The 13475-nt window shown below is 44.1% G+C and carries 8 protein-coding genes; 6 read left to right on the top strand and 2 right to left on the bottom strand.

Annotated features, from left to right (window positions below; translation table 11 throughout):
* Positions 1–159: 159 nt before the first annotated feature.
* Both PTQ21_RS21605 and PTQ21_RS21600 read left to right on the top strand, forming a co-directional pair.
* Positions 160–2400: an MMPL family transporter gene (locus PTQ21_RS21605; RefSeq protein ID WP_083584599.1), complete on the top strand. Its 2241-nt coding sequence runs from the start codon at positions 160–162 to the stop codon at positions 2398–2400.
* Positions 2401–2413: 13 nt separating this feature from the next.
* Positions 2414–3289, top strand: coding sequence for a DegV family protein (locus tag PTQ21_RS21600; RefSeq protein ID WP_072732970.1), 876 nt, complete (start codon positions 2414–2416; stop codon positions 3287–3289).
* Here PTQ21_RS21600 and PTQ21_RS21595 read toward each other — a convergent pair.
* Together PTQ21_RS21595 and PTQ21_RS21590 are read right to left on the bottom strand one after the other, a co-directional pair.
* A complete protein-coding gene (locus tag PTQ21_RS21595) occupies positions 3274–3879 on the bottom strand; it encodes a TetR/AcrR family transcriptional regulator (RefSeq protein WP_063563809.1) in 606 nt (201 codons plus the stop codon). The genes PTQ21_RS21600 and PTQ21_RS21595 overlap by 16 nt on opposite strands.
* A 176-nt stretch (positions 3880–4055) precedes the next feature.
* Positions 4056–5735 (bottom strand): sensor histidine kinase, encoded by a 1680-nt coding sequence (locus PTQ21_RS21590; RefSeq protein WP_274567087.1) that lies wholly within the window; start codon positions 5733–5735, stop codon positions 4056–4058.
* Between the two features lie 190 nt (positions 5736–5925).
* On the opposite strand from PTQ21_RS21590, the gene PTQ21_RS21585 reads away from it, so the two are divergent.
* From PTQ21_RS21585 to PTQ21_RS21570, 4 genes are all read left to right on the top strand, one after another.
* Positions 5926–7569 (top strand): type 2 periplasmic-binding domain-containing protein, encoded by a 1644-nt coding sequence (locus PTQ21_RS21585; protein ID WP_274567086.1) that lies wholly within the window; start codon positions 5926–5928, stop codon positions 7567–7569.
* A 50-nt stretch (positions 7570–7619) separates the two neighbouring features.
* The gene (locus tag PTQ21_RS21580; RefSeq protein ID WP_063563812.1) at positions 7620–10463 is read left to right on the top strand and encodes an alpha-L-rhamnosidase; all 2844 of its coding nucleotides are present in this window, start codon (positions 7620–7622) and stop codon (positions 10461–10463) included.
* Positions 10464–10569: 106 nt separating this feature from the next.
* Positions 10570–11796 (top strand): cytochrome P450 family protein, encoded by a 1227-nt coding sequence (locus PTQ21_RS21575; protein WP_090806577.1) that lies wholly within the window; start codon positions 10570–10572, stop codon positions 11794–11796.
* 222 nt (positions 11797–12018) lie between these two features.
* Positions 12019–13434, top strand: coding sequence for an MFS transporter (locus PTQ21_RS21570; protein WP_274567085.1), 1416 nt, complete (start codon positions 12019–12021; stop codon positions 13432–13434).
* Positions 13435–13475: the final 41 nt, after the last annotated feature.

Genomic DNA, 13475 nt, shown 5'->3' with positions numbered 1-13475 from the left:
GAGTACTAAAAGCGCCCTTTGGTGCTTCCCAAACGTACATCAAGGGCATGCCCTTATGTACGTTTTTTCTTGTTCAGTTTTAGATATGATGAATTCACGAGGTTGTCCAACATCAAGATAGCCCAGATTTGTAGCAAAGAAGGGAGACGTCAAAAGAATATGGCAAAATTATTATTTCGACTCGGTGAGTGGTCGGTAAGAAAAAGGAAAATGGTAATCGCAGGAGGTTTGATGCTTTTACTGCTTGTGGCCGCCTTGGGTCTTGGCTTGGGAACGTCCTTTACAGGAGAGATGACCATTCCGGGAACCAAATCGGAACAGGCTGGAATCATATTGAATGAAGAATTTCCATCCTCCGGTGATGGTGGACAGATCAGGTTAGTGTTCAAGTCTGAAAAGGCAACACTGGAATCGGAATCGAACAAAAAATGGATTACAGAAGCATTAAAAGTGGTTCAATCGGATTCATCGGTAACATCTATCGTCAGTCCGTATGACGCCGGTACGTTAAGTGCAGACAAGAAGATTGGTTATGCTGATGTTACATACAGTCAGCCAGCCAATGAAGTAACAGAGAATTCCAAAGAACATGTTCTTGGTGTTGTAGAGAGACTGCAGGATCGTGGAATTCAAACGGAACTTGCAGGGAGTGTAGCTTTTTCTGAGCTTGAGATAGGAGGTACTTCTGAAGTCATCGGGGTTCTGATTGCGTTCATGATCCTTGCTTTCACATTCACATCGTTTCTCGCAGCAGGATTACCGATCCTAACCGCAGTTGTAGGGCTCGGTATAGGAATGATGATTATCGTCATTGGCTCAAATGTAGTTTCTATGGCTTCATTCTCCATTACACTGGCTGTTATGCTGGCCTTGGCTGTAGGGATAGACTATGCTCTGTTCATCATGTCCAGGTATCGTCAACAACTGGCAGCAGGATTTGAGCGAAATACAGCCATTGCTCAAGCCAATGCAACAGCAGGTAGCTCCGTTGTCTTTGCAGGAATAACCGTTATTATCGCCCTGGTTGGTCTGTCGGTCGTACAGATTCCATTCATAACCATGATGGGATTGGCGGCAGCTGTAAGTGTATTCGTAGCAGTATTAATTGCTGTCATTTTTGTTCCTGCCGTATTGGCAGTTGCAGGAGATCGAATTAGTCCGGCACGGGAGAACAAATGGCTGCGGAAATGGTCTGGTCCCAAAAAAGCAGAGGGAACAGAGAATCGTTGGGGCAAGATTGTAACACGCAAACCTTGGCTCACTGCCATCCTGTGTATCGTTTTATTGACGGTTTGTACTATCCCGTTCTTGCATATGCAACTCGGCCTACCAGATAGCGGTTTAAAATCCACGGATACAACAGAACGTCGAGGGTATGACCTGCTTGCGGAAGGCTTTGGAGAAGGATTTAATGGTCAACTGGTTGTAGTTGCTAGAACAGCAAAAACGGAAGATCCACAAGCGGATATTGCCAAAGCAACTTCATATATCAAAAATCTGCCTGATGTGGCAAGTGTCAATCCTTTAATTCCGAGTCCTTCCGGGAAGGCCGCAATCATTACGGTGTTACCGAAGACAGGCCCTCATGATATCAAAACGACCGAATTGGTCCAAACTATTCGTGCGGAAGCGGAACAGGTGATGAAAGATAATAATGTCGAAATTATGGTTACCGGGGGAACGGCAGTCAATATTGATATCTCCGAGAAACTTGACGAAGCATTGCCGAAATTTGCAATATTGATTGTAGGTCTCGCCTTCGTGTTGCTCATGCTGGTTTTTCGATCCATTCTGGTTCCAATCAAAGCCGTACTTGGATTCCTGTTCACCCTTGGATCAACCCTAGGCGTCATCGTTTTGGTCATTCAAGATGGCTATCTGGCAAATTTCTTTGGCATTCCCGAACCAGGGCCGGTACTGAGCTTCCTGCCAATTCTGGTTACAGGTATTCTCTTCGGACTTGCTATGGACTACGAAGTATTTTTGGTAAGCCGCATGAGAGAGGATTATAACCATACGGGAGATGCAGTGAAATCAATACGAAGTGGTATTACTCACAGTGGTCCTGTTGTAAGTGCCGCAGGTTTGATTATGATCGCCGTCTTTGCGAGCTTTATCTTTGCCGGAGATGCCATGATCAAATCCATGGGACTCGCACTTGCCTTTGGTATTTTGGTAGATGCATTCATCGTTCGGATGACGCTTGTCCCGGCGGTGATGACCCTGTTAGGGCGAAGCGCCTGGTATTTGCCGAAGTGGCTGGATCGAATTCTTCCTAATATTGATGTGGAGGGAGAATCCGTGATGAAGGATACTCATTCTATCGATACCTCCATTTCATCGAAAAAAGATGAAGAATCGGAAAGTTCAACTTTGATGAGTAAAGAGAAATCAGGTTAGGGGGAGGCGTAGCATGTCGAAAGTACGCATTTTTGCAGATAGTATCTCGGATGTCCCACAGGATTGGATGGACCAATATAATATCGGAATTGTACCTTTATATATTGTTTTTCAGGACACGTCCTATGTTGATCGAAAAGAAATCAATGCAAAAGACATGTACAATTTGGTTGAGATATACGACCAATTGCCGAAGACAGCTGCACCTCCGCCTGCAGATTTCATTCAAGTGTTCCGTCCGGTCATCGAGAACGGAGAGGATATACTGTTTATCAGTATGTCCTCTCATCTATCATCGACGTATCAGAACGCCATGGTGGCGGCAAGAGAGTTCCCCGCAGGACGGGTAACGGTTGTAGATTCACTGAATGTATCCGCCGGGACAGCCATGAATGTACTTTTAGCAGCGGAAATGGCTTCAGAAGGAAAAAGTGCCCTTGCGATCGCCGAATGGCTTGAGACAGCGCGGCATGAAATCCAGTTAAATGTGCTCGTTGATAATCTCGATTATCTTCACAAGGGAGGCAGGGTTAGCAGCATTCAACATATGCTAGGAAGTATGCTTCGAATTCGTCCCATTTTATATGTTAGACATGGAAGGGTGCTTTCCGGAGTGAAATACAGGGGAAGCAAGGAGAGAATTGTTAAGAAACTTTTACAGGATATTTTGAGCCATATCCATCGCATTGATCACGACCAGATTATTATTGCCCAGACACTGGAAGAGGAAACTGCGGAGTGGATACGCAACATGATTCTAGAAGAGACCTCTGTTCGCAATGTACACATCATCGAAGGCGGCTGCTCCATATGCTCTCACAGTGGTCCTCATAGTCTGGCAATCAGTTTTATCCTGAAGTCGGAGCCTCTTGTTCAGGCTCTCAAATGATCAAGGAACAGTTTTTTTAGGATATTGAACTGCTGCACTTCATTTACTTGGGTCTGGAATGCATCAATACCGTTCAACATCGCCATCTTTTTGGAAAAGTTTCCAAACACATTAATCATGGTATTAATGGTTTCACGAGTATTGCCATCCGTCCGCAAGGACCCGTCCTGTTCACCAAGTTCCGCAAGCTCGGTAAACAGGGTAATCAGTTTATTATAATTGGCCTGATAGATTTCCATATCGTCCAGAGGAAGCTTCGACATGGAGACGTAACATTCGAATGCCTCAATTAATTTCGAGTTCCGTTGATGTTCCGCCTGTTGGAAGAAAATAAGTGTATCAAAGATTCTTTCCAGCTTGTCATAACAGGTTCCTTGATCGTGTAGAATGCCCTCGAACACTTCGATCTCGGATTGAACAATTTCGGAAGCGACCGCAACAATTAACTGTTCTTTTTTGGGGAAATAACGGAATATGGTAGCGACGCCCAAGCTCGCCTCAGCGGCGATCTCCTGCATCGTTGCTTGTTCGAAACCTTTATTGAAAAAAACGATTTGAGCTGCTTCAATAATACTTGTGCGCCGCTTCAATTTTAGATCGCTGCGCTCGTTTTCAAGCCTTTGCCGGGGTTCTATTGGAAAAACCTCCTTGTTCGATTTAACTCAGACTATGCTAACAAACATGACACTTTTCTGTCAATTAAAAATCAATAATGCCTCATACATCAAAATTCAAGTGATGTATGAGGCATTTTGTATAGACTTTATTATTCAAGTTCTCGATCATTTGTGGGAAGGGACCAGTGAATTCTCACCCGCATACCGCCGAGTGGACTTTGATCCAATTGGATACCTGAATGAACAGGATCATGAATACGCAGACGTTCAGTGATGTTCCACAGGGCACAACCTATGGTATCTACAGGAGGTTCGGCAAGTCTAACCATAAGGGAGTTGATCTCGTCAAGTGTCATCCCTGTTCCATCATCTTCAACAGTAAGAAGGATACCTCGTTCGGTCCGTTCTACCTTAACCTGTATATAACCTGAATCACGCTTCATTTCAATTCCGTGGATAATACTATTTTCCACCAGAGGCTGGACAAGCAGCTTTGGAATTGGAATAGAACTGAGATCATCGGGCAGTTCGATATGATAGGAGAGTCGTTCCATACGCAGACATTGAATTTCAAGATAATTCCGGACGATACCCAGTTCTTTTTCCAAACGGGTCATTGGTTCATTCAGGCGGGTCGTATATCTGAAATACTCCGCAAGATTCTGGGTCATGGCCGTAACGGCTTCCTCGTTGCCAAGTCGCGTCATGTTATTGATGAAAAACAGGCAATTATAAAGGAAATGCGGATTGATTTGAGCCTGCAACTGCTTGAGCACAGCTTCTCGTGCTATGATTTTTTCTTTATATACTTTCTTGATCAAGTCTTCGATCTGTTCGGCCATGTCATTGAACTGTCCATACAAATAATCAAATTCATTGCCGCTCTGCCTCTTAATCCGATAAGAGAATTCAGCATGCTTCAGCAGTCGAACTCCCTTCAGAAGAACCAGTATAGGAATCTGAACTTTCCGAAAGAGAACAATGATAATTGTCAACCCTGCCATAAATAGCATTACACAGGCGGAGTAGAACCAGATTTGGCTGGTTTTAATGGGTTGCAACACCTTATCCAGAGGCATAAAGTCAATAAGATACCATTCAAGTTGTTGCGAATAAACATAGTTGACGATATAGTCAGAACCGTTAACGGAGACTGTCTCGGTACCGGAAGCAGGCTTAAGATTAGTGACGACTTGGTCTAAAATAAGGGGGGTCAAGGGATTTGCGTTTTTGCGAGTAATGGATCCCTGATTCGGATGATAGAATACGGCCTCATTCTCTCCCTGATGTGAGTTTTCTACAAGTTCCTCCAGATTGCCCCGAGGGAACTCCATTCGCATAATTAGCTCGGAATTCGTCTTGTATTTATAAAATGCCCCTGAAACAGGATCGATTTTCCACCCTGACTGTGGTGAATCATTCTCAGGAGACTGCATCTGATTTTCCGAAGATATAATCCATTGATTGAGGAGGATGGAGTAGATGGATATTTTGTTACTCCATCCTTCCGAAAGACTTTGAAGTTTCACTCTGGCCTCAACATTCTGAATGAGCTGAACCTGCTCAAATGCACTCATTACGTCGATCGATTGAAGGAGAGCAATTGTATTATCCGTTTCCAGTGTAATGGCAAGCATATTTAACCGATCTATGTTCTGGTCGAGTGTATTTACTACAAATTGAACCCGATTAAGGTTGTTGGCCTCAATATCTTTTTTGACTGTATCCAAGCTGGACTGGACAGAGAAGGTGTACATGATTAATACTGCTGCAAGCATAATCAAAGTAATTGCCACCATGTTCAGGAATGTTCTGTACTTCTGCTTCACACCGCTATTCCCCCTGCCAATGATGTAAATATATCTCATTGTAGGGCGACCAAAGGAGAAACACAAGTGAAACAAAGAGTAATAGAAGCGTAAGTTAAGATTGAATTATGGAATGTTGAAATAGCGTTATTTCGATCCCATAGTTGTCACGATATGATTAAGATGAAATAGATGAAGGAGAATTTTGAATATGAGCTGGAGGAAAAAATCCCTGCTTCTGTCCGTCCTTTGTTTGGCTCTATTGACGGGATGTGATGAAACAACTCCTCAACAGGAATCTGTTAAACATGAAGTCGTCCTAACCACCGTTAAGATGGATGAACCAACCACCGTATACAAAAACAGCGAAACGGCGTCCGATAACGTACATATACGTTGGGCCAAGAAGACATTGGGGGTGGATATTCGCACACAATGGAGTGCTCCAGTGGAGGATTACGATATGAAGCTTAGATTAATGTTGTCTTCCGATGACCCACTTCCTGATGTATTTTCATCTAAAGTCATGGATACGACGAATCAGTTCCTGACTTCAGGAAAGGTATTGGATGCGGGAGAAGCCTTTGATCAATACGCCTCTCCCACCTGGAAAGCGGCTATGGCTGAAGTTCCTGAAGCCTGGCAACCGTTCACTGAAAATGGAAAAAGAATGGCAATCCCCATTATTACTGAACAAGCTTCACAAGCTGTACTATGGATCCGTAAAGATTGGCTGGATAAACTGGGACTTGAAGCCCCGCGTAATCTGGATGAACTCGAACAAATCATGAAAGCCTTTACTTATGATGATCCGGATGGGAATGGGTTAAAAGATACCTACGGCATTGATTTTGCCATCAAGGATCAGTATCTGGCTTCCCCAACAGGAGATATCTCATGGGTATTCGGGGCTTATGGAGCCCTTCCTGAAATATGGGGTGAAGATGGAAAGGGACAGTTGATGTACGGCAGCATTCAACCGGAGATCAAAAAAGCACTGTTGAGACTGAGATCATGGCAAAGCAAAGGATATATGGGAAACAACGTTGCATTACAAGATTTCAGTCAAGTTAACGAAAACGTAATTGCCGGCAAGGTCGGAATTGTTGCAGGACCACGATGGTTTGCTGACTATCCGGTGAAGCAGCTCATAGCTAGAGATTCTCAAGCAGAATTTATTCCTAATCCGATACCAACGGGTCCTGATGGAACAGCAGGGAGACTGGCGGGCAATTCTTACAGTGCTGCTCTCCTTATTAGCAAAGACATTTCTGAAGAAGCGTTACAGGCATTTTTTAAATACCAGAACTATTTATATGAAGCAACTGTAACCGATGATCCGTTCTTTCTTAGCGCCTATCAAAACGGGTATGACTATGTTCTGAAACAGGATGGATCTATTAACAGTGAGAGCAGTACAATTCCAGGAGGAAAAGTAAATACCTCCAAATATACATTGTTTAGCCAATATGCAAGCTACCCCTCACGATTTAAAGACGCCATTTTAAAACTAGGCAAGGGTGAACAACTGAATGCTTATGATCGAGCCGTCTTTTTCAGCATGGGGGTAGACCCGAACAACCCGGATGAGTTGCCGGTTACACAGGCAGACGTTGTTGAGGCGACTCAGGAAAAAATAGACCAACGAAACCTGTTTCAAGGACCGGCGACGAAAATAATGCGATCAAGGAACACCTATCTGCAAAAGATGGAGTTGGATACCTTTAATTCTATTATTTATGGCGAGCAGCCTATAGAGGCTTTTGATGATTTTGTTAAGAAATGGCTCAAATCTGGCGGAAAACAAATGACGGACGAAGTGAACGAGTGGTACAGGTCAATCCAATCTCAATAATGCAGAACAAAGTTGTGAGAACGTATTCAACGATAATGGAGGGTAAAGTCATGAAAATCACAAATTTAAAAACAAATCATGTATCCAATCCGTTAGGATTCGCAATAGAATATCCAAGCTTGTCTTATGTTGTTACGGAGACTACTGCAACTAAACAGATTGCTGCACAAATAGAAATAGCGCTGGATGAAGCCTTCATTAACATCGTTTTTGACAGTGGTAAAAAAGAGGACATTGATTCACTCGCATATATACCGTCTCTGACGTTAGCTCCAAGGACCCGATATTACTGGAGAGTACGGGTATGGAACGAACGTGGTGAAGATGCCATCAGTGAGACAGCTTGGTTTGAAACCGCAAAACAGGAAGAGGCGTGGACAGCTCAGTGGATTACCCCTGAACTGGACAGTTCAGTCCATCCTGTCTTGAAAAGAAGTTTCGAAATTGCGGGTTCAGTGGTACAAGCCCGTGCCTACGTATGTGGTCTGGGTGTTTACGAGATGACGCTTAATGGCGCCAAGGTTGGAGATGAATATTTGGCTCCCCATTATAATGCCTATCACAAATGGTTGCAGTATCAGACCTACGATATTACAGATATGCTACAGCTTGGTACAAACACGGTTGATGTAGGCCTCGGGAACGGTTGGTACAAAGGTCGCTTTGGCTTTGAAGGCGATACAACAGGGGAGCTGTATGGAGACCATTTTGCACTGATTTCCGAAATCATTATTACCTATACAGATGGTACCGAAGTCGTGTTTAAAACAGATACGTCCTGGCGAGCTACCCGCTCCCCGGTGTTGGATAGTAACATCTATGATGGAGAAATTTATGATGCTACTCTGGATGTTTCTGAGGAATATCCAGTCAAAGAAACGAATCTAGGCTACGAGCGTCTGATGGCTAGAAAGAGTCTCCCCGTTGTGATCAAGGAAACATTAAAACCGATCGAGGTCCTCACCACCCCAGCTGGGGAGACCGTCATTGATATGGGACAAAACATGGTCGGCTGGCTACAATTTCGCACTCAGGCACCGCGTGGATCAGTCATTCATTTACAATATGGCGAAGTACTTCAGGATGGTAATTTCTATCGGGAGAATCTTAGATCGGCCAAGGCGGAATATACGTATACATCAGATGGCAATGAAGCCATCATTCGACCCTACTTTACCTTCTACGGCTTCAGATATATCAAAGTAGAGGGTTGGATTGGTAAGTTGGACTTGGACGATTTTACAGGATGTGTTGTTTACTCGGATATGGACCGCATCGGATATTTGGAGACAAGCCATTCAGGAATCAACCGTCTATATGAGAATGCACTATGGGGTCAAAAAGGAAATTTCCTGGATACACCTACAGATTGTCCGCAACGGGATGAACGAATGGGCTGGACAGGTGATGCACAGGTCTTCTCTGGTACTGCTAATTTCAACATGGATACCTATGCTTTCTTCAGTAAGTATGGTTATGATCTATGGATGGAACAGGAAGATCGGGAAGGTATGGTACCCATGGTGATCCCCGTTGGCCGAGTGCAAGGCGGTGGGTCTAGTGCTTGGGGCGATGCAGCCACCATTATTCCATGGAACAGTTACGTTCACTCTGGAGATAAGGGTATTCTTGAGCAACAATTTGACAGCATGAAGGCATGGGTGGACTTCATCAAACGTACCGATGATGAATCAGGCGGCAAACGGTTATGGACAGTAGGTTTCCATTTTGGTGACTGGCTTGCACTGGATGGGGGTAATCCCGATTCTCCAATGGGGGGAACGGATAATCATTTTGTGGCTTCAGCGTATTACGCTTATTCAGCAGATATTGTAGCGAAGGCAGCCAAAGTTCTGGGACATGGAGACCTCGTGGAGACCTATGCGCAACTGGCACTAGAGGTTAGAGCAGCGATAAAGGATGAATTCTTTACCAGCAATGGACGTCTCGCTGTAGATACGCAGACGGCATATGCGGTTGCCTTGTTTATGAATCTGGTGCCAGAACAACACACTCCGCGGATTGAGGAAGACATCCGCATGCGTCTGCGCAAAGACCAGAACCATTTGCGAACAGGCTTTGTCGGAACACCCTATCTGAACCGGGTTCTGTCAGAGCATGGAAGCAACGACATTGCATACACACTGCTGCTGAATGATGATTATCCAAGCTGGCTGTATGCGGTCAATATGGGGGCGACAACGATCTGGGAACGCTGGAACTCTATTCTTCCGGATGGGAAAATCAGCGGAGATGGCATGAACTCGCTCAATCATTATGCTTATGGAGCGGTTGCAGAATGGATGTATCGGAATATGGCAGGAATCAATCCCGTCGAGGATAATCCAGGATTCCGTCATGCTTTACTGGCACCTCTACCTGATTTCAGAATCCAATGGGTTAAAGCTCATGTAGATACGGCAGCAGGACGGTATAAGAGCGAATGGAAATTCAACGAGCAAGGGAATCTGTTCTTCAGCTTCTCCATACCGTTCAATGCAACAGCTACGATAAAACTACCACATGCTCAAATGGAGAATGTGACCCTGAACGGTGTTATCCTTACCGATTCCGGATTACCTGTCACACAGGAAGAAGAGAATACCATAATTGAAGTGAGTAGTGGTACGTATGAAGTAAGCTATGCTCCATCCAAAGTATACAAGAAAATTCTTAGCACACACACTCCACTCAATGACTTGCTTCGTAATGAGGGAGGCCGCGAAGCTTTAAGCGGATTTTCACCAGTTTTTGCTACGTTGAATCCAGAAACCATTGGACCAATGGGAGAAGCGAGTATACGTGAATTGGCCAGTTATCCATCCTTCAGCGCACCTGAAGAACAGTTGGATGAACTTGATCGCAAGTTGGCGATGGTTCAGCTTGACCAGTGAGTGTAGCAGGGTACGTAAGATTACAAAATTTGAAAGTCGTATTCGGTAATGATAGAATTGATATTGTATTGATATACAAACTATCATATATTCGGGAGGCGTTGTAATGTTTACCAATGGCAACAAGGGACATTCGAAGTCGGGAGTTGATTTTCTTGATCAATCGTTTATAAATAATCCCTTTCCGGTCTACAAGGAGCTGCGAAACGAAGATCCAGTGCATCGGTTTCCTTTGCCCAGTGGTCACTTTGCATGGATGATTACTCGCTACGAAGACGCCGTTGAGATTTTTCAGGATAAACGCTTTGTGACGAATCCTCCGTTCATGGGAAATGTTGAGGGGGCAGCTCCGCCACATCAAGAGATCATTTCTCGTAATTTGCTTAGTGTGAATCCGGAGGATCACCGCCGTCTACGGAGATTGATACAGAAAGCTTTTACACCCCGTATGATTGAGCGCCTGCGCGGTAGAATTGTAGAAATAAGCGATGAATTGCTTGACAAGGTACTGGCGAGTGGAAAAAGGGAACTGGATCTGATCGCAGATTATGCTTTTCCCCTTCCGATCATGGTTATATGTGAAATGTTGGGGGTTCCTCTAGAGGATCAGGACAAATTCCAGGAGTGGTCCAATACCATCATGGAGGGATTCAACAATCCACATATGAACGAGAAGAGCGATGAGGTCATGAAGGCATTCGTAGACTATCTGCATGTGTTGATCACAGAAAGACGCCAACATCTTCAGGAAGACCTGATTAGCGACCTCATCAGCGTGGAGGAGGAGGGAGATGTTCTTTCGGAGCAGGAACTATATGCCCTTGTCTTCGTTCTAATCATTGCAGGCCATGAAACAACCGTGAATCTGATCGGGAACGGTATGCTGGCGTTGCTTGATAACCCGGAGCAGAAGCAATTGCTCTTGAATGATCCTGAATTGATTCATCCAGCCCTGGAGGAGATCCTTCGGTATAACGGACCGGCAGAAGTGAGCAACATACGCTGGGCTACTGAAGATGTAGAGTATGGCGGAAAACATATTCGACAAGGGGATATGCTCTTTGTTTCGTTTTCGTCTGCAAATCGTGATCCACAGCAGTTCCCCGAGCCGGATACGTTTGATATTACACGTAAGGTGAATAATCATATTGCCTTTGGAAAGGGCATACATTTCTGTCTTGGAGCACCCTTAGCGAGACTAGAAGGGGAGATTGCTATTCATGCGTTACTGCGTAAAATGCCTGATATTCGTCTGAACACAACAGAGGAATCATTGGAATGGCGCCAAGGCATGATTATTCGCGGATTAAAAGACTTCCCGGTTTCGTTCTGATTTACATTAAATGATAAACGTACTTATTCATATTGAATGAAGAGAAGCCACAATTATCGATGCTTCTTTTTTTATAAGGTACTCACCTCCGATATTGTATTTGGATTACGTTATTTCATCTTAACAACGCGTTATATCCGTATTCCTGTATGGATCTTACAATATAAGTATGAAAGCGAATTCATTACGTATCTATCAAGAGTATATCGGAGGGGAAAAGCTATGGGAGTTGCAGTAAATGACCAACACGTCACATCTCACACAGACACACCTCATCAACCTGAACGTGAAATTCCGACTAAAAGACTGATCGGAGATTCCATGGGAATGTTTGGGCTGAACATTTCAAGCGGATTGCTGGGACTAATTACGTATTATTACACGGATGTTGTAGGTGTATCGGCAGCAATTGTAGGAACTGTTCTATTGGTTACCAAACTGCTTGATGCAGTTGCAGATGTGGGCATGGGCGTGCTCGTAGACCGGACTAAATCCAAGTATGGGCAAGCACGTCCGTGGCTACTCTGGATGAGCATTCCGATGTTTGTATCGTTGTTACTGTTATTTTCAGTTCCGGATATCAGCGTCACTGGTAAAATTGTATATGCCATTATAACAAATCTGGTATTTTACATTATGGTGTATACACCTACATTCATACCCTACTCAAGTTTGATGGCCCTGACTACACGCAACACCTATGAAAGATCTTTAATGGGTATTATCAGATCAAGTAGCGGTTATTTAGCAGGAATGGTTGTGGCGATTGCTTTTCTTCCTATTGTCAACGCTATGGGTGGTGGCAGAAGGGAATGGACTATATTAGCCGGGATTTTCGCATTCATGGCCGCGGCAGGAATACTCATCGCCTTTTTCTCCAACAGAGAGAAATATAACAATGTACAATTGGACGAGCTTGGCGTTTTTCAGGAGAAAATTTCACTAGTCCAAGGTTTGAAAATATTGATCTCCAATAAATACTGGCTTTTGATGTTCACTGTTGGTACCTTTTCTCATATTTTGTTCGCATTAGGTGTCGCTGCAGGAACCTATTACGCCAAGTACATCTGGGGAGATGTGAATCTGGTTGCCATTATGGGAGGGATAGGTCTTATTCCGGTCGTGATCGGTTTTAGCTTGTCGGGACCCTTTATCAAAAAGTTTGGCAAACGTAACACAGCTCTTGGTGGTGTTATCATTGGTTTGATTGGAGCAACGGCTAGATTGATTGCACCCGAGAGTATTATGCTAGGACTTGTGTGTTCGGTATTCCAAACCCTGGGTACGATTCCTCTCATGGCAGTTGGAGGAGCACTCACCACGGATACGATTGAATATGGAGAATGGAAGTTCCGTAAAAGAATGGTTGGGTTAACGAATAGTGTTAATGCCTTTGGCAACAAGGTGGGTACTGCTTTGGGAGCAGCCATGATTGGATGGTTTCTAGCCTTAGGTGGTTACGTGGAGCAGGCGAGCGAGCAAGGTGATGCAGCTAAACAAGCTATTATTGCTTTAAACATATATGTACCTATTGTTGTAATGGTCGTGATTGCAATCTGTCTGTTCTTCTACAAACTGGATAAAGAATTCCCTAAAGTCCTTAAAGGTCTCGAAGAAAGAAGAACCGCTAAAATTTAAATTGAGAACGCTTCAATATACTATAAATGAAAATATAGGAG

It is taken from the genome of Paenibacillus marchantiae, assembly GCF_028771845.1.
Classification (GTDB): domain Bacteria; phylum Bacillota; class Bacilli; order Paenibacillales; family Paenibacillaceae; genus Paenibacillus; species Paenibacillus marchantiae.
This window is presented reverse-complemented; position numbering and strand designations above follow the sequence as displayed.